Source organism: uncultured Psychrobacter sp. (assembly GCF_947500265.1).
In the GTDB taxonomy this organism is placed as follows: Bacteria; Pseudomonadota; Gammaproteobacteria; order Pseudomonadales; family Moraxellaceae; genus Psychrobacter.
On record NZ_CANMRN010000013.1, the window covers coordinates 29,335 to 53,001 of the forward strand.

General features: G+C 41.3%; 17 protein-coding genes and 1 pseudogene. 9 read left to right on the forward strand and 9 right to left on the reverse strand.

What is annotated here, in order from left to right; all coding sequences use genetic code 11:
- The first annotated feature begins 3 nt into the window (after window positions 1-3).
- From minC to minE, 3 genes are all read left to right on the forward strand, one after another.
- Window positions 4-828: a septum site-determining protein MinC gene (gene minC / locus Q0788_RS13720; RefSeq protein ID WP_298811597.1), complete on the forward strand. Its 825-nt coding sequence runs from the start codon at window positions 4-6 to the stop codon at window positions 826-828.
- 289 nt (window positions 829-1,117) lie between these two features.
- Window positions 1,118-1,930 carry a septum site-determining protein MinD gene (gene minD, locus Q0788_RS13725; protein WP_057761560.1) on the forward strand — a complete coding sequence of 271 codons (813 nt, stop codon included), beginning with the start codon at window positions 1,118-1,120 and terminating at the stop codon, window positions 1,928-1,930.
- Between the two features lie 2 nt (window positions 1,931-1,932).
- Window positions 1,933-2,223, forward strand: coding sequence for a cell division topological specificity factor MinE (minE, locus tag Q0788_RS13730; protein WP_057762631.1), 291 nt, complete (start codon window positions 1,933-1,935; stop codon window positions 2,221-2,223).
- Window positions 2,224-2,301: 78 nt separating this feature from the next.
- Here the strand turns inward: minE and Q0788_RS13735 are convergent, their stop codons facing one another.
- The 9 genes and pseudogenes from Q0788_RS13735 to pilG all read right to left on the reverse strand — a co-directional run bounded on the left by Q0788_RS13735 (window position 2,302) and on the right by pilG (window position 15,460).
- Window positions 2,302-2,829: a cytochrome b gene (locus Q0788_RS13735; RefSeq protein WP_298811600.1), complete on the reverse strand. Its 528-nt coding sequence runs from the start codon at window positions 2,827-2,829 to the stop codon at window positions 2,302-2,304.
- Between the two features lie 138 nt (window positions 2,830-2,967).
- Window positions 2,968-3,465: a hypothetical protein gene (locus tag Q0788_RS13740; RefSeq protein ID WP_298811602.1), complete on the reverse strand. Its 498-nt coding sequence runs from the start codon at window positions 3,463-3,465 to the stop codon at window positions 2,968-2,970.
- 17 nt (window positions 3,466-3,482) lie between these two features.
- Window positions 3,483-4,478, reverse strand: a complete 996-nt coding sequence (locus Q0788_RS13745; RefSeq protein WP_298811604.1) for a chemotaxis protein CheB — start codon at window positions 4,476-4,478, stop codon at window positions 3,483-3,485.
- On the reverse strand, window positions 4,468-11,343 hold the full coding sequence (locus tag Q0788_RS13750) for an Hpt domain-containing protein (protein ID WP_298811606.1): 6,876 nt from the start codon (window positions 11,341-11,343) through the stop codon (window positions 4,468-4,470). Before Q0788_RS13750 ends, Q0788_RS13745 begins: the two co-directional genes overlap by 11 nt.
- Before the next feature lie 30 nt (window positions 11,344-11,373).
- Window positions 11,374-12,231 carry a CheR family methyltransferase gene (locus Q0788_RS13755; protein ID WP_298811608.1) on the reverse strand — a complete coding sequence of 286 codons (858 nt, stop codon included), beginning with the start codon at window positions 12,229-12,231 and terminating at the stop codon, window positions 11,374-11,376.
- A 185-nt stretch (window positions 12,232-12,416) separates the two neighbouring features.
- Window positions 12,417-13,517 (reverse strand): annotated as a pseudogene (locus Q0788_RS13760) (methyl-accepting chemotaxis protein); the annotation flags it as partial.
- Between the two features lie 489 nt (window positions 13,518-14,006).
- Complete coding sequence (locus Q0788_RS13765; protein WP_298811614.1) at window positions 14,007-14,537, reverse strand: chemotaxis protein CheW; 531 nt, start codon at window positions 14,535-14,537, stop codon at window positions 14,007-14,009.
- A 3-nt stretch (window positions 14,538-14,540) separates the two neighbouring features.
- Window positions 14,541-14,903: a response regulator gene (locus Q0788_RS13770; protein ID WP_057761573.1), complete on the reverse strand. Its 363-nt coding sequence runs from the start codon at window positions 14,901-14,903 to the stop codon at window positions 14,541-14,543.
- A 179-nt stretch (window positions 14,904-15,082) separates the two neighbouring features.
- Entirely contained in the window at window positions 15,083-15,460 is a 378-nt protein-coding gene (pilG, locus tag Q0788_RS13775) for a twitching motility response regulator PilG (RefSeq protein WP_102091826.1), read from the reverse strand.
- A 687-nt stretch (window positions 15,461-16,147) separates the two neighbouring features.
- Between pilG and Q0788_RS13780 the strand changes: the two genes are divergently transcribed.
- The 6 genes from Q0788_RS13780 to Q0788_RS13805 all read left to right on the forward strand — a co-directional run bounded on the left by Q0788_RS13780 (window position 16,148) and on the right by Q0788_RS13805 (window position 23,449).
- Window positions 16,148-17,371, forward strand: a complete 1,224-nt coding sequence (locus tag Q0788_RS13780; RefSeq protein ID WP_298811616.1) for an efflux RND transporter periplasmic adaptor subunit — start codon at window positions 16,148-16,150, stop codon at window positions 17,369-17,371.
- 259 nt (window positions 17,372-17,630) lie between these two features.
- Window positions 17,631-18,353 carry a response regulator transcription factor gene (locus Q0788_RS13785; protein WP_057761578.1) on the forward strand — a complete coding sequence of 241 codons (723 nt, stop codon included), beginning with the start codon at window positions 17,631-17,633 and terminating at the stop codon, window positions 18,351-18,353.
- An 85-nt stretch (window positions 18,354-18,438) separates the two neighbouring features.
- Complete coding sequence (locus Q0788_RS13790) at window positions 18,439-20,568, forward strand: sensor histidine kinase (RefSeq protein WP_298811618.1); 2,130 nt, start codon at window positions 18,439-18,441, stop codon at window positions 20,566-20,568.
- 256 nt (window positions 20,569-20,824) lie between these two features.
- Window positions 20,825-21,595 (forward strand): methionine ABC transporter ATP-binding protein, encoded by a 771-nt coding sequence (locus Q0788_RS13795; protein ID WP_298811621.1) that lies wholly within the window; start codon window positions 20,825-20,827, stop codon window positions 21,593-21,595.
- A 19-nt stretch (window positions 21,596-21,614) separates the two neighbouring features.
- A complete protein-coding gene (locus tag Q0788_RS13800; protein WP_057761583.1) occupies window positions 21,615-22,301 on the forward strand; it encodes a methionine ABC transporter permease in 687 nt (228 codons plus the stop codon).
- A gap of 170 nt (window positions 22,302-22,471) precedes the next feature.
- Entirely contained in the window at window positions 22,472-23,449 is a 978-nt protein-coding gene (locus Q0788_RS13805; protein WP_298811624.1) for a MetQ/NlpA family ABC transporter substrate-binding protein, read from the forward strand.
- Window positions 23,450-23,667: the final 218 nt, after the last annotated feature.

Sequence of the window (23,667 nt, forward strand, 5' to 3'; positions counted from 1 at the left end):
TATATGACAGTTTCAGCTAACGATAACCAGACTGCACCAGCGCTAGCTTTCTATGGCAAGATGCTGACGTTTTCACGCGTACAGTTTAGTACAAGCGATCTAGCAGCTATAGAAGCTCAGCTAACTGAAACGCTCAGTAATAAATCGAGCAATATCCCTATCCTTATTGATAGTGACGTTGAACAAGATTTATCAGCACTAGTAGAGCTGTTATGGGCATGGGGATTGCAGCCTATTGGCGTGGTGACAGGTATGCTTGATGCGCAAGCGCGTGAGCAGCGCTTAGCGATATTCCCAGCAGATGGTAAGCGTATTGAGCGTATATTACCAAGTAAAAAAGCGCCTATACCTACCCAACCATCACCAGAAAACGATAACGCCGAAACCGTTAGTGCTAACAACGTCGATGATACTTCTACCACGAGCGAACCTGCCACTGAAACCACACTATCAAGTATGCCCACCGAGACATTGGTAAGTACCCAGCATATTACCAGCTTAATCTATGATCAAATGCTGCGTTCAGGACAAAGCCTCAATCACGTTGGCGGCGACTTGATTTTGACCAGTAGTATCAATAGCGGCGCTGAAGCGATTACTGACAATAGCTTGCATGTATATGGCCGTGCACAAGGGCGTTTGGTGGCAGGCGCAACAGGGGATAAAGATGCCCGTATATTCTGCCAAGTCTTTAATCCGTCATTGGTGTCAGTAGCAGGGACATATTGCTTACGAGACAATTTACCTGAGCATGTTATCGACAAGTCCGTGCAAGTAAAATTTGTAGAAGGCGAAGGCTTAGTGTTTACCGTGATGGATGAAGCTTAAGACACCATTAAAAATAATACACCGTGAAGTGACTTTATAGAAAACTAAGGTAGTTAAGCTGCTCTATTCGACAAGCCAAAAAGCATAGTTATAACCCTACTAATACCACGCAGAGAGGCTAATTGAGCGATACATAGGTTGTTTTTCTGCTTTAGTATCGAGCTGCTATAAATTTTTGTTTATTTATGCTAGGCTAGCTTCGAAGATAGTATATATATGTTAGGTAAATAACATGTAATTTTGCTATTTATATAAAAGATATCCCATTGATTCATAGGAGTGTGCCATTGTGGCGAAGATAGTTGTAATCACTTCAGGTAAAGGCGGTGTGGGTAAAACCACGACAAGTGCTTCTTTTGCCGCTGGTTTGGCGTTACGTGGCTATAAAACAGTTGTTATCGACTTTGATGTAGGTCTACGTAATCTAGACTTAATCATGGGTTGCGAAAACAGAATTGTTTATGACTTCGTAGATGTCATCACTGGAAACGCGCGCTTGTCGCAAGCACTTGTCAAAGACAAACAGCTTGAAAACCTGTATATCCTGCCCGCCAGTCAAACGCGTGATAAAGACGCATTGACAGACGAAGGGGTATCAGAGGTAATGGCTGAACTCTCAAAGCAGTTTGACTATATTATTTGTGACTCACCTGCCGGTATCGAGCGCGGTGCACAGTTAGCGATGTATCATGCGGATGAAGCTATTATTGTTACTAACCCTGAGATCTCTTCAGTGCGTGACTCAGATAGAATCATCGGTATTCTGCAAAGTCAGACGAAAAAGGTAGAAGAGAACCAAGGTACTGTTCGTGAGCATTTGATTATTACTCGTTATAATCCTGAACGTGCGGCTGCCAATGAAATGATGGATATTGACACTATCTCGAACGATATCCTAAAAGTTCCACTACTTGGTGTTGTGCCTGAGAGCCATTCCGTGCTTGAAGCGTCCAACCATGGCGAACCAGTTATTCATTATACCGACTCTGTTGCTGGTCAATGTTATGAGGACATTGTCGCCCGTTTCTTGGGTGAAGAGCGCCCACTACGTCATATTGACGTGAAGAAAAAGAGTCTATTACAGCGCTGGTTTGGAGGATAATGATGACTAAGAAAAAAGGATTTTGGAGTAGCCTATTCGGTACTGACGACAACAGTAACGCAGGTAGCGCAAATTTAGCAACTGAGCGTTTAAAAGTTATCGTTGCTAGCGAAAACAGATTGAACAATCGCTTAACGGTTGATCGTATCGAGAAAATGAAACGTGAAATCTTAGAAGTTGTGAACAAATACGTTAACGGTGTGCAGATTGATGATGTCAATATTAACCATCGTTCTGAAGACAGCTTAGATGTGTTAGAGATGAATATTAATTTGCCTGAGCATAAAAAATAGCGTTCTAACAGTACGTATTTCTACAACAAATAAAAAAAGCCCCAAGTTTGATACTTGGGGCTTTTTAATGTTTATAGATTATTTCATACGGGCAATAAGATTGTCTTTTTTGACAAACTGATGGTATAACGCGGCTGCTATATGCAAGACCGTAAAACCAATAATCATTGGCCAAATAATCTCAGTATGCAAGTTATTATAAAAACGAGCCAAACTTCTATCTGGAGTCACAAATACAGGGATCTGAAAGATACCGAAAATATCAACCGGTCGACCGCCATATACTGCCATCAGTAAGCCAACCATTGGCATAGCAATCAGTATGGCATAGAGAGCAAAATGTGACAGCTTAGATACTAGCATTTGCCATTTTGGCATAGCTAACGGTGGTGGCGCCTTAGTAAAAACGCGGTTGATGACTCGGGCAATCATCCAAAATAATAGGCTCACGCCGAACGCTTTATGGTATCCAATAAACACATTGCTATCTAAATTCTCATATAGCAGTATCATTATCCATGTCACTAACAGTAAGGCTGCACTAATCCAATGAAAAATACGGCTACTAACCGACCACTTTGATACATTCGAGTTGGCATTATTCATGAGTGACTCTACTACCTTTATCAGGAATTATCTCTAATCAATTTTATAAGCCAGCTAATGCTCTTCAAGAGATGAAGTCATTAACATTACTGGCTTACTATTTATAGAATGGAGAATACCTTAAATACAGGTGAGAATCTAGCCATCTAAATCAATCAGGTGATAGGCAATTTTATCCAAATCTGGCACTAAATAGATTTCGTCATCAATCATCACTGTTTGGTATAGGTAGGATGAGACGTCATTTTTATCAAAATACTCTTCCCTATCTTCGCCATTGGTAGTACTAAACTGTTCCGGCGTCTCTACATCTTTCACTTCAGAAATTCGTGCTTGCAGTTGACGCAAATCGCCTGCTGTCTGTAAGGCAAAACGGTGATCAGTGGTATTACCTTCCAAAACAATCATTTTGTCTGGAGCTTGATTTTGCAGTAGCAAATGAAATACAGCCAAATCTTGCTGTTGCCAGTCGTATCTAGCAACCTGCTGTTGGGACTCATCCACACTCAAAATCAGGCTGCTTGGAATAATCCAGTCCGGCTGGTTAACGGCTGGAACAATAGTGACATCAAGCATACCGTTGTTGGTAGTCAACAGACTCACAGCCTCAAACGAATGTTTCAAAATTTGTGTCATACGTCACTCGCAATAAGTTAATGTGAACGGCTATCTGCCCTTTCACCAATGTAATCGGTTAGTTTTTTTGCTAAATCGGTAGGGCTACCAACAAAATTGCAATACCCTGAGTCAATGATAGCCTGAGGCTGACTTGGACATGCACTCAAGCTCGGATCTTGTGCCCATAATTGGCTGTTATTGTCTTGGATTAAGTCTAGATACTGAGAGCCATCATTACCCATACCTGAAAATATAATATTAATAAGCTCGCTACCATGAACATCACTGGTATTTTTGAGCAGCTGCCCGATTGCAGGCTTGTATTCACCATGCCAATCTTGATCCAATAGTATCACGCGACCCGTTGAATCACAGACAACCTGCTTATCAATAGGAACTATCAAACACTCTCCTGCACGTAGCCGCTGTGAAGAAGCGATAATCTTACAGCGCCAGTCATTGTGACGGTTAAGTATGCGCGGCAACGTACCAATCATAGCCTGATTAAAATGATGCGCCAATAAAATACAAATTGGCAGTGTGGCTGGTACGTTATCTAAGAATTCTTTGACCGCACTAGGACCACCCATAGAAGCACCCAAAAATACGACATAATGCCAGTCAGTAGCGGCGCTCTTATAATTTGGAGCATCTACCAGTGTTGGCAAGTCAAGCAACTGGGCAAATTTACGCTTTAACTTACGTTGCCATTTTGCATATTCTTGCGATTCGTTTAGATACGGTGCCTGACTGAAGCCAACCAGTACTGCTGCTGGTTTGGATGCCACCGTCGCTATTGCCACACTGTCATTATAATCACTGTCTATCAGCCAAATATCGATAGCTGAGTTAGAAAGCTCACCTGTTTCCTGCCACTGTGCTCGTGATACACAGCCGACCAGCGTAAAGCCGAAACCACGTACCGTATCTGAAAAAGCCATGCGCTGGCGGTGGTCTTCTGCCACCACCATCACTTTAATATCGTTTCTATTTTTTTTTCGCAGCGCTAAAACACGTGCATTATCCTTCATTAGTCAGGCTGACCCCTTCACCTAGTAATTTTTGCATTTTATTAAGCAGCTCTTTTTCTTGGAATGGTTTACCCATATAGTCATTTACACCAATCTCTAAGGCACGCTCACGATGCTTTTCGCCAGTACGTGACGTTATCATAATAATTGGAATTTGCTTTAGACGATTGTTATGTCTGACTTGAGTGGCGACCTCGAAGCCGTCCATACGAGGCATTTCGATATCAAGCAATATCATGTCTGGTGTCATATCTTGCAATATTTCAATTGCGTCAATACCATCTTTAGCGACTGCCACATTGAACCCTTGGCGTTCTAAGAAACGTGAGGTTACTTTACGTACCGTCACTGAATCATCGACGACTAGAATGGTAGATTTAGACTCTATACGTCCTCTCTTAGCATCAGCAGCTTTCGTAATATTCTTGACCAATTGCGCATTACGCATAAGGGCAATCAAATCTAAGATGAGCATGACTGAGCCATCACCCATGATAGTAGCAGCTGAAACCCCTGGAATATTTGATAACTGTTGGCCTAAAGGTTTGACAACAACTTCTATGCGCGAACCTGCAATCTGATCCACTTGCAAAGCAATATTCTGTCCGGTACGGTTTTTAATAATGATAAGCGGTAAGCTGGTATTGGTATTTACCACCAACTCATTCAACTTATTACCTGATAAAATCTCATTTAGATAACGTACTCGATACTCAGTGTCTTCAAAATTCAATGTGGCATCATTTGATTGATAGTAGTCATAGAGCTTCTCTGGATTCACTCGAACCACGCGCTCAATCTGTACCAATGGAATTGCATAGTAGCGATCTGCAGCACGAACAACCAACGCGTCAGACACGGCTACCGTTAATGGTAAGCGCATCGTAAAACTAGAGCCTTTACCCAACTCTGAAACGACGGATACTGAGCCACCTAGTTGACGAATCTCACTAATAACAACGTCCATACCAACGCCGCGTCCAGAAATCTGAGTTACTTGCTTACTAGTACTCAATCCAGCGTTGAAAATATATTGCATAATATCAATGTCTGACAGACTATTATCGTCTGCATCAATTAGACCCTGAGAGATGGCTTTACTACGTACTGCTTCAACATCAATACCTTGACCATCATCTGTTAATTGAATGACGATTTCACTACCTTCACGACGGACCTCAAGGGTAATACGGCCACTACGCTCTTTGCCTGACTTCAGACGGGTTGACGTGGTTTCAATACCATGGTCGACAGCATTACGTAACATATGCTCAAGCGGTGACGTAATGCGCTCTAGGATGGTTCTATCCATCTCGTCATCAGCATTAACAATGGTCAGTTCAACAGACTTATTAAGCTCGTTAGCTGTTTGACGTACGATACGCTCAAGACGTGGTGTCAAGCGTGTAAATGGCACCATACGTGAATTCATCAAACCATCTTGCAGTTCAGTCTGGGTACGAGACAACTGTAGCAGTAGGCTTTCACTATCACGTGTCTTTTCTAATAATGTATGGTTAATATCAACCAAATCTGAGGCCGACTCTGTTAAAGATTTAGACAGCTGATTCAAAGATGAGTATTGATCCATCTCTAGAGGGTCAAAGTCTTCATTATCGATGAGTTCCTCATCTATCTGAGACAAAATCTGTGCTTCTAGCTCGATTTCCATACGACGTAGCTGATCTGCCAAGCGTTGTACTGTCGTACCCATCTCTTCAATACTGTTTGTTAGACTACTGATACCCATATCGATACGAGCACGGTTAATCGCTGACTCACCAGACAAATTAATCATGTGCTCGATCAAACCACCTGAGATACGAATCATCTCATTGCTACTAGCGCTCTGATCTTCCTCATGAGTATCTCTAAGCATAGACGGCATTTCACTGATATCTTTTGCAAGATACTGCGAATCTTGGTTTTCTTTGGCAATCAAGATTGCTTCACGCTGGGCTTGTAGAGACTCTTTAGGTATCGTTTTTAGGCTATCAGGGTTTCTACCAAATTGCTCCAACGCTTCAATTAACAGCGTAGGCGTCGGTGGATTAACATGTTGTTGAAGAATAAATACTGCATCAGCTAGCCAGTCATGACTTGCAACCAGCAACTCTAATATTTTTTTGGTGGCTGGACGTCGATTACTAACAAAATCCGTATAAACTGATTCCATTTCGTGAGCTAAGTCAGCAATACCAGAGGCAGTGACCATTCGTGCGCCACCTTTTATGGTATGCAAGTCACGTTGGAGCGCTTGTAACGCTGTGGTATTACTCGTGTCTTTTAAGAACAAGTGCAGATACTTATTACGATTGGTAAGCTCTTCTGCTTCTTCTAAAAATACCGCTAATATATCAGGATCAGGGAGTCCGTTAGCCCATGATTGTTTAATCATGCTATCCAGACTTAGGGTACTCACTGCCTCATTATCACTGTCAACAACATTGGCAGCAATGCTACGCTCTGTGGGTGCGAAATGATTTTTCGGTACTGGTATGACTAGATCGACTACCTCTGGTAACATTTTTTCTTTTTCAAGCTGGCGCAACTGTTCAATCAGCTCTGGAGTAAAGAAAGATTTCTTATGACTCACAATATGCATCACTTGTAGTGACATCGTGTCTTGCACCATTTGCATGATTTCAAGCCACTGCGCGGTTGGCGCTCTTCGGTTCTCTACAAACGACTCGTAGACGCTTTCTGCTTCGTGAGTCAAATCACCAATACTACGGATACCAGCCATCCGTGCACCACCTTTAATCGTGTGCAAATGACGCTGTAGAACTTTTAGCGCATTGACATTGGTGATATCGGCACGCCATTTATTGAAGCTTTCATCTAGTGCAGTATCAAGCTCTTGTGCCTCTTCTAAAAATATCTCTAATAGCTCGATATCAGTGTCAATCGTTTCAAACTGTAGCTCAGCTGCTGGAACAACTCTAACGGTGAAGCCAACGTCCTCGTTCTCATCCCTTTCTTGATAAATACTCTGTAGCTCATCAATGACTTGTTTATCTATTTTTAAAGAAGTACTGCCAGCTAAGGCATCAAACAATCCAATCAGCTGAGCGTGACCTGCATGCAATATCGCTTGAATGTCTGGATTTTGGGCTTTATCGATATGATTACTCAAATAACGATACGCATTACCCAGCTCATCTAAAATCGTGACGAATTTTGGAAATGCTTGCGCCTTTTCCTTAAGAGAAGCTGTTTGAAAGACTTGCTGCTCTATATAGTCTTGAATATGCTCTATCTCAGCATGATTCAATGCATCATCTAATTCCCACTCAGCATCGAGCAACGTATCAATATTACTGTCTAATAACTCTTCTATCGTCGGTTTCCTATTTGTCATGACTGTAGTATCATTAGTTACGTATTGCTCACCAAGCATGGCTTGCAATGACGCTATATCATGCTGACTCTGCGACCCATCGTCCTCTATTGATATATCGTGCTGCTCTATATTTTGCTTATAGTTATTTAGATAACCCTCTATTAATGTGGCTGACTGGGCCAATGCTGCTAGGTGCTGAGCATTCATGCCTATATCTTGTTGTTGTAATGACTCCAAGCTATGCTCGATGGTCGCACTGACTTCGCTGATAGCGGCTAAAGCACTAGAACCAGAAGCGCCGCGCAAAGTATGAAATGCGCGTACGATTTCATCTGTGATTTCTATATGATGCTGTTCTCTATTGTCTTGGACAAACTGTTCGATACAATCAAGCAGCTCTTCTGCTTCATCAATAAATATCTTACAAAATGCTTTTTCTTCTTCGGTTTGAGGGGTAAGGACAACTGATGCCTCTGCCATTTTTTCATTAACTGAATGAAAGGTCTGTAAAGTAGAATCTATTGCTTCATTACTATTGTCATCATCAGCATTGCCAGTCTCAGCCGTATCAGACCATGGCGTTGTTTCTTCCATCTCATCTATAGAACTACTTACTGACTGTGCAAACAAAGCAGAATAACTAAATCCATTACCCTGCTGCTTGCTATACGCATCAGCACACGCAATCCACACTGGAACTACAGCTGGATAGTCTTTAGTACCCTGTTCAAACGCTACAAGCATATCAGGATAAGCTGCCAGTACATCTGTAATCAACTGACGCATATCAACTGAGATAGCGACACTCTTATCTAAAACACGGTTAAGCATGTTTTCTATAGACCATGCCAGTTCCGCTGTATAGTTAGCGCCTACCATGCGGCCCGAACCTTTCAAGGTATGGAAACCACGACGAATATCTTTTAATCCCTCTAGATCGGTCGAATTTTCCTGCCAGCTTTCATACAACGGCACAATTTCTGCCAATACTTCATTGGCCTCTTCTATAAATATCTCTTTGATATCAGGATCTGCATCGTCGGCATCAGCTGGTAGTTGATCAGTCTCTCTAATAAAAGGTACAAGACTCTCTGGAATATCCAACGCAGATAGATATTCATTGATATTCGCTTCTTTGTTATTCGAGTTAGTGACTAACTCAGTACTATCGTTATTAGAATTGTTATCAGCATCATCAATTTCTAGTAGCGATTTTTCTAATTCTATATCATCTGACATAAACTCTTTAGGAGCAAGTTCAGCTAGCGTCAGTCCAGTGTTCACAGGCTGCTGACTCATAAGATTACTACTTTGTAAAATAGTAATAGCAGGATCAAAGCTTGGTGGTCGCTGAGCTGAAAAATCTGCTACTAATGCTGGTAGAATTTTTGTGGTATCAACTACTAGATTTACCACATCATCTGTTACTGGCAATGTTTTATCTAATAAACGGTTGAGTAGGTTTTCGATTGACCATGCTATCTCGCTGATACTAAAGGCACCAACCATACGACCTGAGCCTTTTAGAGTGTGAAAACCTCTACGCACTTCAGTCAATGGTGTTAGGTCTTGTGAGTCTTGCGCCCAGATAGGAAGAAAATCTTCAAGATCAGTGATGATTTCAGTCACTTCTTCAATAAAGATATCATGGACATCTTCATCTGTTTCAAAGTTATCAGGCTTCACGTGTTCACTAGCCTGCTTTAGTGCATCACTTTCAGTATTGTTGGACAGACTCGCATTATCTTGTTCAACTACATTTGCATCGTCTATATTGATAACAGGGCTGATCTCACCACTATCATCGTAACGTACAACATTCGTCGCAGCTGACTCTTGAATGAGTACAGTCTCGTTAATCGTTTCTGGTGATACGATATCAGTATCAAGAAGCTGTGTTGCTCTGGCCGTATGTTCGTTCGCTAAAGTAAGCAGCTGCTGATCGAAAACCTGCTGTGCAAGATAATCAAGTAATAGCTCAATAGACGTTAAGCTCTCAGCCAACGCCTGCACCAAACTCCAGCTCGGGGTAGTAATATTACGAGTAGTTAACTGTGTAAATAGACTACCGATATCATCCATAGTATGACGAATTTCTGGCAATTCCATATCGTCGAAGGCTTGACCAATACTGGTAAAATCAGTAAACGCTGGCAATAACCCAATATCTTGATGTTGTATATAATCGTTGAAATTCTGTTTTATCTCTTCTACTGCAATTCGAAGCTCACGTAGACTATTATCGGTAGGAATGGGGTCATGCTTATCTTTTAATTCTTTCTCATTACTATTTATCACTTCAGGCACAGTAGCGAAAGAGGTCGCATCACCAATCTTAAGTGAAATAGTTTGCTCAGTACTATAAATAGCGTTATATAACTCTTGCAGCTTGCGTTCAATTTGCCACTGCTCTTGCGCAAAACTTGTTTCTGATACGAGAGACTGTTTTAAATCTGCAAGGATTGATTCAACCTGAGACACATAGTAAGTCCAGCCTCGGTTTTTGAGCTGTTCTCTGATATGTTGTAAAGGAGCTACCAAAGTAGCTGGCTCATCTAGCTTGAAAATAAGCGCATCAAGCTGAGTTAATAATTGCGGTAAAAAACGAGACGCTGTCGTAGTACTTGGAGATACTTTATCCAAAATAGACTGAGTACGTTTGCTACTGTGCGCTAGATAACTCAATTCGACATAGATTGCGGTAGTCAATCTTACAACTATAGTTGAAGGTACTCCATTTGACTGGGCACAAGATTCTATAACTTGATCAAGCTGACCTAATAATGGAGCATAACGCTCAGGAAGTGGTGTCTCGTTTTGGGCTAGATCGCTTAGCAGTAATTCGGTTAAATACCATAGTCTTTGTAAACCACTATCTTGTGTAGTCTGCCTGAGATACTGGCTAGCTTTTTCTAAGGTACTGAGTGCTGATGACTGATTTGTATTAGTGATTAGTAATGCTTGTACTTGCTGACGCCATACGAGTAGCAACTGCTGACACTGTTCACTTGTCAAGCTAGCAGTAGCTTGTTCTGTCGGCACGGCGGCTTCAATACTATTGATAATATTTTCGTTATTCGCATGATCATTCGTGTATTCATACTGAATATCGCTAATGTTTATAGGAATGTCAGTTTCTATATTTCGTTGAGACAAGGTTTGGGTCAGCTCATCAATTGCTCTACTTATTAGACCTATATGATAGATTCCTGTACGCGCATACTGATTAATCTCTCGTTGTAATAATCGATGAGAGAACTGACCTATACGACGCTCTTTAATAGAAAAATCGTCACAACTTTGTAATCCTGCGAGTTGACTCAACTTACTAGCAACACCCGCTAATAAGGGAAGTTTAAGTATGATGAGCGCACCGCTAATCTGATGATAACTTGTTATCAGCTGTTCATGGTCGATGCTAGATTCACCTAATTGCCAACCGTCAGATATCTGTGTTAACTGCTGATTGAATAATGGTAGCAACCACTGAAACGTCACGATGTCATTGGGCTGGTTTTTCATAGGTTTATCCTAACTCGTCTATGCACTAATTTAGGCACTAATTTTTTGCCACACATTAACCTGTGGGTGCGCAATACGGCGCATATTTGAAGGACGCCAGAACAACGCCTCACCTGGAGCCAATATAATATATCCCTCTAACGCGCACTGCTCTGATAACCGTGCCAAAATATCACGCTGATCAAATTTACGAAAATATAGCAGCATGTTTTGACAAATAATCACGTGCTGAAGATGCGTAGTGGGTGGTTTTTGTTCAATAATATTGTGTACAGAAAAATTGACATACGGCTGCAATACAGGTGCTACTTGCCAGTTTTCCTGCATATTATTAGCCGCTTCTGGTATGTCAGGTTTTAATCTGTTTGATGTACCTTTAGATGGAAGCGGCTGAACAAACGGCTGACACGATTGCGGGATTAAAGATTGCTGCCTGTTATCGTATTGCCCCAGTCGTGCGCTTTTAATAGCCTCTTCGCTGATGTCTGTCCCTAATATTGCATAGTCTTGACATTTCTGTGCAGCTAAGCTCATGGCCAGTGACCAAGCTTCTTGTCCACTTGCGCAGCCAACACTCCAAATACGAAACAAACTATCAATGTTGTCCGCTTTATGGTGCTGCAGTGCATACTCTGTGACAAAGTCGATAGAGGGTCTATGTCGAAAGAAGCGACTCTCATGAATGAGTACTTTGTCTAACAACTGCTGATGCAACCCATCATTTTTCGATAGTTGATACCATAATTGTTGAACACTCAATCCGTTCGACATCGCCGTACAATCGATTGCATTGGCCAGCCACTGTAGCTGTATGTCTGGCAGCACAAATCCAGTCTCTTGCTCTATGTACTTCTGCCATCGCTGCACATCCAAACTGTCGACTTTCATCAAAGTATTACCCAATGTCAGATCAACTGTATTAAGCAGATGGTTTAGCTTATTAACGCTATTTAAGCTAGAGAAATCACCTACTATGATTACGGCTTCTTCTTATCATTCTTGGTACAGCAACTTTATTCAATATATAGAAAAATAAAATGCTATCAATCTTGCTCTAAAAGAATAACTAATCACTAAACGCTTTCTTTCAATGCGCCTTCCGCATCCAACACTTCATAATCTACTAGCTCGTCGTCGTTCGATACCTTAAAGCCCGTTACCGATTCCTGTAGTGCTGCTGCCATTTCACTTAGCTCACCAATAGAACGGGCTGTTGCCATCGTTCCAGAAGAAGTTTGTGAAGTAATATCTTGAATGATGTTCATGGTGTGAGAAATGTGACCAGCAGACTCAGCCTGTTGTAATGCAGCGTTTGAGATGTTTTGGATCAAGTCAGCCAAAGTGTTAGAAACGCTCTGTACCTCTTCTAGTGCTTCACCCGCATCTTTTGCTAAGCGTGCGCCGCGTACAACTTCAGAAGTTGTTGACTCCATCGACATAACCGCTTCATTGGTATCAGCCTGAATGGTTTTTACCAATGTTTCAATCTGCTTAGTAGCATTAGCTGAACGCTCAGCTAGACGCTGTACCTCATCAGCAACAACCGCGAAGCCTCGGCCCGCTTCCCCTGCCATAGATGCCTGAATAGCGGCGTTCAATGCCAAAACGTTGGTCTGGTCAGCAATATCGTTAATTAGTCCAACGATATCACCAATCTCTTGCGAAGACTCACCAAGGCGCTTAATACGTTTTGACGTTTCTTGAATCTGATCACGAATAACGTTCATACCCTCAATAGAGCGCTGTACAACTTCTGCTCCATTGTGAGAAATAGCAACTGAACGCTGGGCAACCGTTGCAGATTCCGCAGCGTTGTTTGAAACCTGATCAATTGAAACAGTCATCTCATTAATAGCGGCTGACACACCAGCAATCTCTTGTGCTTGGTGTTCAGAAGCTTCGGCCAGTTCAACAGCATTCATCTGCGTTTGATCCGAAGACTGTGAGACTCGGTCAGCAGTGCTGTTAATAACAAGTACCAACTGTCGTAATTGGTCAATTGCAAAGTTGACTGAATCAGCAATCGCCCCTGTAAAATCTTCTGATACAGTCGCATTAACGGTCAAATCACCCTCTGCCAAATCACCCAACTCATCAAGCAGACGTAGAATAGCGATCTGGTTACGTTCGTTTTCTTCTTGAATTTGACGCGCTCGTTCAGATTCAGCTTCTGCTTCTTGGCGACGACGCAAGGTTTCTTTTTCAATAAGCGATCGCTCTGATCCACCACGGTTTTTCAGTAGCTGGTACAAAGCAAACAGAATCCCTAATGCGCCGATTGCAAATACAGCCGCTGGCAAGATAACGGATTGATTGAAACTATCGAAATACTGACTTACCGATGATAGCGAGTTAACTAGCCAAATCAGACAAGCCAAACTTAATAGAACAAAAAATCCTAACAATAGCTTCCAAGTACTATCAGCGTCTTTGCCATCTGCTGATGTTTTGGCTATACCAGCTACAGGTTTTTTTATCACATCACTCATCTTGCGTCTTCCTTTCAAACAGTCATCAAAGTCTAATTGTGGCTGACTTTGACAATCGTATTGTTATCTAAACAATGATTAGCAAAGCCTGTATAAATGCTGACATCGAACCCTATTATGTCAGTCGCTATTCTTCTATCGTTACTCAACAGACAGGTATTGTATAGTTAATAGCTATATCGCAGCATCTGAATACTGAGGATCCTGTGCGAGCAAACTTGGCATAAATACATACCAGTCTTGGTCGTTTTTGAAAAACTTGCCATGGTTATAAGGCGCAAATGGCGACTCTGGATCTATAGCTTCTGGACGATACTGTTCTTGTATGAACTGTTCGATACCAAGTACTTGATCCACTAGCAGTCCTGAAAAGTTATTGTCATAATCAATGACAATAACTTTCCGTTGGCTCATTTGTGTCAAGCGACTAGGTACTTGCAAAAAATGTGACAGATCCGTCAAAGGTAAGAGTCGCCCACGAATGTTAGCAATACCTAGCATCCATGGCTTTACTAGAGGTAGGCTAGTATATTCTGGCATAGATAATACCTCTGATACCTGACCCATAGGGGCAACTAAGCGCTGCCCACCAATTTCAAATACCACACCTTGCCAATCAAACTCTTGGCCACCGCGGCGACCGCCTTTGCGCGCGCGTGCCAAATCTGCTAAACGCAGAAGCTCGATAAATCCTCTAGAAGCCACAAGTTACTCCATCACTTTGCGAATCATATTGACCAATCCACTTTCATCAACTGGTTTGTTCATATATTCTTTAGCGCCTTGACGCTTGCCCCAAACTCTATCTGTTTCTTGGTTTTTGGTACTGATCATAATGACAGGGATATGAGCAGTGGTTTTACCGCGAGTAATCTTGCGGGTGGCCTGAAAACCATTCATTTCAGGCATGACCACATCCATCAAAATCACATCTGGTAAATGTTCAGCTGCCATCTGGCAACCTTGCTCACCATTGGTCGCTTCCAACACTTGAAAGTTATTTTTGGCAAGCATATCGCGAAATTTCGCCATTTCTGATGGCGAGTCGTCAATGACTAAAACGGTAGTCATAGGAGGTTCCTTTATGTTCTAAAATATCTATGAAGATATATTGATATATGGTTCAGATAAAATGATTAAAAATAGCACTTATAAATCTACTGGTAGCCATTCTTTAATCATGATTACTCAGTATTGAATAATCTGGAGCGATAATATCAATCACTCCCTGTAAGTCTATATTTATTCGATTAACGGTACTGATTAATGGCATCAAAAAGCTCATCTTTACTAAATGGCTTAGTCAGATATTCATCAGAGCCAACAATACGACCACGTGCCTTATCAAATAGACCATCTTTAGATGACAACATGATTACAGGTTTATCAGCATAATCGGGGTTGTTTTTTATCAGCGCACAAGTCTGATATCCATCTAGACGTGGCATCATAATGTCGACAAAAATAATATCTGGATTGTTATCTACAATCTTTGCTAACGCATCAAAACCATCGATAGCGGTCACTACTTCACAGCCCGCTTTTTGTAATAAAGTTTCTGCAGTACGGCGAATGGTTTTTGAATCATCAATTACCATTACTTTTAAACCTTCAAAATTATTTTCCATTCTCATTGTCCTGTAAACGACTATTTGTTCGTAACGCTATCTAACAATACAAAATTTGCTTGGCTATTTTAAACTTTTATATCATCTCTTGTCAGATCAATATAAGTACCTACATTTGCATTGTCTGCGTTGAAATTTGTGATAACAGCGAATCTTCTACAATTGATGCCTACTGACTAATCGCGGTATCAATATAGCGTACTATACGCACTTTATTATTATTAATCTTACAAAATCTAGCGTTATTTGAGTGCTTTGAATAAGATAACTTACCCCGCGAATATCTAATAGAAAAGTCAAATATAACAACGATTCCAATTAACTATAAATCCATTTTCTAACATATAAATAGATTACGATTCGAAGAAAAGGCATCATTATTATAATTTTGTATTGTATATAACTGGCAATGATATTACTGGATAATTTTCATTTGTAATAAAAATGTATCAATGCATTTTATAGTGTTTGTTTTAGCACAGTTATTATTGCTTTTCCAGTAATTAGTAAAATTATGTTCGAACTCATTAGTATCACAAATAGCTGTTCTTATTTATTAAAGGTATAACTTTAACTTTACTTAATACTTGAATTATCAACTTTTTTAAGTTTAGTAAATATTTTACAGGCGTTCCACCGCGTTACAATTCACTATATAATAATATGACGATTACAATGGTGACTGCTATGACAGCTTCTAAATACTTAAGAAAAAGCCTCTATTTATTCAGCATGCTATTTATCGCTGCTTGTCAGCCGTCACCTATAAACGAATCAGCCGTTACTGATACTGAAGAAGAGACCGCTGACACGCCACTTATCATCACAAGCGACAGTGTCACAATGACACCAGAACATATCTTGAGTATCAAACCTTCAAGATATCAGCCGAGTCTCGGATTACAAGGTAATATCGAACCTATCAAGCAGACCACATTTGTTGCGGTACATCCCATTCGTATAGAAGAGACACTGGTTAGTGAAGGCCAATGGGTAGAAAAAGGCACGCCATTGCTTGTCTTTAAACGTACGGGCACGGCTAGCAAAGCTGAAGATTTGAAAAAGCCTGAACAAGGTAATTCAGAATCAGGGGATACTAATCAGAACAATCAAGAAGATACGCAAAACTCTGATGCTAACTCTGCACAAGCTGCGCCAGACGCAGACATTGCTGTTGTAAGAAAAACTGATAGTAATAAAACGCTAGAAGCAAACTCTGCGATAAATACTGATAGCAACACCTCTACTAGTCAGGATGCAGACATTGATACTGCTAAACAAGATGCACCGTATAATTCGATTACCATTCATGCCAGCTTTTCGGGTCGGGTAGAAAACTTATCTGCTAATGCAGGACAACAGCTAGCGGCGCGCGAACCTCTACTACAAATCAGTGATGAGACCAAGCTGCACTTTATGGCTACCCTGCCTATACAAGCAAAACCACAGCTCTCAGTTGGCCAAACGGTCAATTTTACTGCCGAAGGTATCTCAGACAAGTTTACGGGACAGGTCAGCAAACTGGTATCGACCAGTCAGCCCAAAAAGCTCTTGGTCTATGTTAATGTCATCGATAATGAAGTAAGTCGTGATAAATTATTGCCAAATATGAAAGTCACAGGCCGCGTCAATTATGGTCAAATAGATGTCGGTACTATCGTACCTAAGCGAGCGCTACATGATGTTGATCTGACAGAGTTGCAAACTCCTCCTTATATGCCGCTACAACCATTGACTGCGAATGTTTGGATAATCGGTCAAGATCAGCGTTTAACACGTCAACCTATTGAGGTAGTTGAATACGATCCTACTACGCAGCAGTATTTGATAGCAGGTGTGAGCAATGATAGCTTAATTTGTTTGGCTGACTTACCTGTTGATTCTAAAGGTAAAAAAGTCATTGTGTCATAATAGCTTATGCTGACAGTTACATTTGGTAGAAACATTAACAAAGCTTCTCTTGTTTTGTAACAGCATAATTAGGCAATATGGCCCTACCATATATAGCATTATCCGAGTATTAAAATACGATTCACATGTAATTATGCGCTATTCTGTATATTTGAAAACGTAGAGGCTTAATAGTTTAACTATTTATCATTACCAACAGCTAATCATTACCGAAAACGTTATATTTTTATAAATCACAATAACAATTAGAGGATACCCCATGAGTAAACAGATTTTATTGATTGAAGACGATCCAGATTTGGCTGAGCTGATCAGCGATTATTTGACCATGAACTACTATGATGTGCATCATGCTGGGCTTGGTCAAGAAGGTCTCGACTTATTAGACACCAAAGAGCGCGATATTGACTTGGTTGTATTGGATCTTATGCTACCTGATATGGACGGTATGCAAGTGTGTCAAAAGATTCGTGGCAACAAGAATAACATGACTAATAAAGTGCCTATTATTATGCTGACCGCAAAAGGTGATACAACCGATCGTGTGTTGGGGCTGGAGATGGGTGCTGACGATTATATCGCCAAGCCTTTTGAGCCACGTGAGCTTTTAGCTCGTATTCGTGCGGTTATTCGTCGTCATGAGCAACCAAATCAAGCCGATAGCCAATCAGACAGCTTAACCTTTGGCCGTTTGAGTGTGTTCCCTGATAGTCATGAAGTCACTATCGATGACCAACCAGTACGCCTAACCACGCATCAGTTTCAGTTGTTACATTACTTCGCCACTCATTCTGGCAAGGTCTTAAATCGTGAGCAGCTCTGGCAAGCGATGCCAAATGATGACAGTTCAGACAACATTGACCGTGCAATTGATGTACATATTTCGCGTCTACGTGCTTTAATCGAAGACAATCCACGCCAGCCAAAGCGTATTATTACTGTACGTGGCGTCGGCTATCAATTTGCTACTGATCAGGTGTAATCGTAAAGGATACCTAATTAGCTGACTCATGGTGTAAACTCTATATCATGAGTCGGTACAAGCGTTTAATAATAGAGATCGTTTAATGCAGCAATTGGGTTTTCGTTCCGTATTTGCCAAACTATTTGCCAGCGTTATGCTGGCACTTACGTTATTTGCTGTAGCAATGGTGCTGTTGACCCAACTTGTTCATGATAAAGATGCGGGTATTCGCTCAGAGATATTAGCCACACAGATTTTGGGTCAAATCGATCCATTCTTGCACGAATTAAATATTTCCATCAGCAAAGACAACCGTTTGCAGTCACGTTTTATGCTGGCTGTCGTTAAGAAAAGCTTCGATATTTTTGATGAGTCACTGCAAGCGAAAATGGGATTGTATGACAGCGAAGGTCGGCTGCTCATGCAAACTGACAACAGTGACCTACCCCTAGAGCTTCCCCCTACTCCTTCTTTGTTTTCACGCGTTTTTCCATCACTTGCAGACACATCACCTACCAAGCAAGCCCAAGTGTATAGCAGTACAGGTTATACCTTATTATACGAATCACGTCTCACGCCTAAAAAACCTGTCCTTTCTGCAGCCTTAAACTTGTTCACTGGTACGCTACTACTGCTACTCATCATGGCAGGTGTACTATGGTTGATTGCACGGACGATGACATGGCGTATTGACCAGTTAAGCCAGCAAATGACTCAGTTAGGTGATGGTGATTTTACTGTCCGAGTAAACGCGCGTGGTAATGATGAAATCGCTGCACTAGCACGCGGATTCAACCAAGCGGCACAAAAAATTGAACATTTAATTGATGCTAATAACTTGCTATTAGCACATGCCTCTCACGAGCTACGTACACCGATTACACGTATTCGTCTACAGATTGAAATGATGGATATGTTGGCTGGTGCGCTACCAACTGATACCAAAGCAAAATTCGATAAACGGGCACAGGCTATCAACAGAGACTTGTCAGGTCTTAATGACTTAGTAGAAAGCATATTATTGGTTAGCCGTTTGGATGCGGGACATGCCTTACAGCAAGTTGAAAACTTAGATTTATACGATTTGGTAAATCAAGAACGTCAGCACTATCCTGAAGCCACGCTCATTGGTGAGCACATCGTGATAGATGGTCAATCATCAATGTTGACTCATTTGATTCGTAATTTACTTACCAACGCTATGCTACATGGCAAGCCGCCTGTTACGGTATTGCTATATGGTGTTCAGAGCATAGAAGAAGCCGGAACTGTGCCCGACTATCTATTACAAACGGTGCTATGCAGCAGCTTTGTCGATTACAACAGTTTAGACTTTGACGATTATGAAGAAAACGCTGATGCCAAGGTAATTGAAAACCATACCACTAAACATGAAGCTACTAGTTCGGTTGATAAAAATAAATCAGAAGCGACTGACTCAATAGTAGAACTACCAACGCCGACTATCTATAAAAACGGTGAAGATATAGCTGCCAGCAACGAGAGCAATGATGATGCCAGCCTTGATAACGGCCTTTCAGATGAAAGCTCGATAGACAATGCTAGCAAACCCCAACCTACTACTGGCGAATCATCACTACTTGCTGACTATTACAGTTTTACCAGTGAGTTGACCGACAGAATTAAGAAAGTTATTTGGAAGGCTGTTCCAGATTCTACTGAACCTACTAACGACGCTAATAGTATTAATAATACTGACAACGCTGGCTTGATTGAAGTAGCTAAAACAAACTCTATAAGCAACGTAGAAAGAGCGAATGCTGGCACTCTCGTCGATAATAGCGCTCAAAAATCAGATAAATCTATTACTGATACCGCTACTAAAAATAACGGCTCAAATAATACGAAAGATGACGCCAAATCTAATAGCTCAAACAATCAGAGCTCAGGTGCAGTCGTGCGTAAAGAAGGCTTATTTGCTAAGCATATGAAGAAAGCCAAAACTGAACCTGAACGTCCTTTGCCGAAATATGCTGTGCTGGCTGTAATCGACGAAGGCACTGGTATCCCTGAAGGTAAGCGAGAAGAAGTCTTTAGCCCATTTGTACGTTTACAGCAAAAAAATAAAGGCTCTGGATTAGGGTTATCGTTAGTTTCACAAATCGTCACCGCCCATCAAGGACGTATTATTACAGATACGCTAAATGGTCATACTAGATTTTTGGTGACCATCCCAATTCATCATGACCCTCATTACAACTATCACGAGTAATCAATCCCCATCATTATATAGATAGCTATCACGCTGTCACCTTCACACTTGCCATTTTAACTGCTTATTCTTAATAGCTATTAATCATAAGCCGGACACGTATGTGCATATCCAAAGTGCCTGATAATATGCTATATTACCGCCCCTTATTATACGGTTATTGACTGTTGTCATTTTGACAAGCTTCTTACATATTGAAAGAGGCCTGATGACGCGTTTTTAACCATTAAAAAATTTATTAAATTTTGAGCCCTCCATGAATGACATGATTGTCTTAAACGATGTGACCAAAAGTTTTTTAAGCGACCGATCAATCAAAGACAAAGACGGCAAACCACATTGGTTTACCGCTGTTGAGCCGACATCTCTGACTATCAAACAAGGCGAAATCTTTGGTCTAATGGGTTATTCAGGTGCAGGTAAATCTACCTTATTGCGCCTAATCAATATGCTTGAACGTCCAGATTCGGGTCAAGTCGTGATAGACGGTACTGACCTAACCACGCTGTCTGCCAGTGAGCTGCGTATTGCTCGTCATAATATCGGGATGATTTTTCAGCAGTTTAATCTGATGTCTAATCAAACGGTTTTTGACAACGTGGCATTTAACTTAAAAATCTCTGGTTATCCAAGTCGCGACATTCATAAGCGCGTCATGGATTGTCTTGCGATTGTCGATTTGACCGATCGTGCTGGCCACTACCCTGCGCAGTTATCAGGCGGACAAAAACAGCGTGTGGGTATTGCTCGCGCGATTGCCCCTAGTCCAAAAGTACTGTTGGCCGATGAGCCAACCAGTGCGCTTGACCCTGCAACGACCCGTAGTTTGCTGACTTGTCTGCGCGATATCAATGAGCAACTTGGCGTGACTATCGTCATCGTGACCCATGAGATGAGTGTTATTCGTAGACTTTGTGATCGCGCAGCGTTATTGCATCAAGGACAACTATTAGAAGTTGCGGATGTGCAAGATGGTCTGATTCAAGCAACCACCCCGATTGGCAAAGGCCTAGTCGTCGAGGACTAATGAGGCAGGAGAAATAGATATGTTAACTGGTACTGAATTATCCGCCTCTATAGACAAGCTACTTGTGTTACGCAAAGAGATCGTAAGCGCGTTTATTGATACGTTTGTGATGCTTGGTATTTCGACCACAGTCGCAATCGTCATCGGTGGACTGTTTGGCGTATTCTTGTTTTTGTCTAGTGATCGACAGTTTTTGCAAAACAAGACGTTGTACGGTGTGCTTGGCGGTATTACCAACTTTATGCGTGCTTTCCCTTTCGTAATTTTGATGATTGCGATGAGTCCGTTTACCAAGGCCATCGTTGGTACGGGTATCGGTCCAATTGCTGCATCACTAGTACTTGCTATCGCTGGTTCGTTTTATTTTGCGCGTTTGGTCGAGCAAAATTTGCGTGAAGTGCCGCGCGGTATTATCGAAGCAACCGAATCGATGGGTGCCAGGCCTTTTACCATTATTAAAGTATTACTTAATGAAGCGCGCTCAGGTTTAGTATTGTCAGTCACTATTCTTTGTATCAGCTTGCTCTCTTATTCAGCGGCGGCTGGTATGATCGGTGGTGGCGGTTTGGGTGATTTGGCCATTCGTTATGGCTATTATCGCTATCAAACCGAGGTAATGATTTTTATCGTGATCGTACTATCTATCATGGTCGTCTCGATTCAAGCCTCTGGTAACTGGCTCGCCAATCGTTTAGACAAACGTTAAGCCGCTTTAGAGAATACTTGACTTTACGGGCGACTAGGTTTATTTTTGGCAACACTCAACCCTTATCTCAGCTCTTACAACAAAAGCAGCATTACTATTTATAATGTTGCTTTTTTAATGTTCAGACGATAAACGTTTTACTCAACCCCATTCATTATTAAGGACATATTATGAAATTAACAGATATCAGCCGTCAGTTAGCTACCGCATTTGCCGCTGTTGGTGTATCAGGTCTAGTCTTAGTCGGTTGCAGCAACTCATCAGCGCCAGAAGCGACTAAAGAGCCAGTAACCGAAGGTGCAACTGCAGAAACTGCCGCTAGCGATATCGATCCTGACCATACCAAAATCGTTATCGGTACGACTGAAGGAGATTTTGCTGATATGGTTCGTAACCAAGTAAAGAGCACGCTTGAAGCTCAAGGTTATGAAGTTGAGTTGATTGCTTTTACTGATTATGTCCGTCCTAACCTTGCATTGGCTGAAGGCGATTTGGATATCAACATCTTCCAGCACAAGCCTTATCTTGATAATTTCAAAAAAGAAAACAACCTTGATCTAGTAGAAGCATTCCAAGTACCAACGGCTCCGCTTGGCATTTACTCAGGTAAAAAGACCAGTCTTGATGCTGCATTTAAAGGTATGAGTGTTTCTGCACCAAACGATCCTAGTAACTTTGCACGTGCTTTGGTTATGATGAATGATCTTGGCTGGATCAAATTGAAAGACAACATCGATCCATTGACAGCATCAAAAGCAGATATCGCTGATAACAGCAAATACGAGATCGAAATCGTTGAACTAGAAGCTGCTCAATTACCACGCGCGCGTGATGAAGTTGACTTCGCAGTTATCAACGGTAACTATGCTACTGACTCTGGTATCAAATTGACCGAAGCATTGTTCCAAGAGCCAAGCTTTGCTTATGTAAACTGGTCAGCGATCAAATCTGCTGATACTGGTAAGAAATGGGTTGAAGATGTGACCAACGCTTATAACTCAGAAGCTTTCAAAAAGTATGCTCATGAAACGTTCCCTGGCTACAAATACCCAAAAATCTGGGGTACTGATCATAGCGCACATACGGACACTGCTGCTAAAACTGAAAGCGCTGACGCTCCAGAAACTACAGAAGCTGCTGCTCAGTAAGACTTTAAATCAAAAATACCTAGTTTTTTAGGTGCTATGATTAATAGAAACGCCCATGACTTAGAGTGATGGGTGTTTTTTTGTCTTTAATTTTGGGAGTGCTGTCCTCCAATAAAGTTATTAAAAGACTAACTGAGTATTAAATAACTATCAAATAACTATCAAATAACTATCAAATAACTATCAAATAACTATCAAATAACTATCAAATAACTATC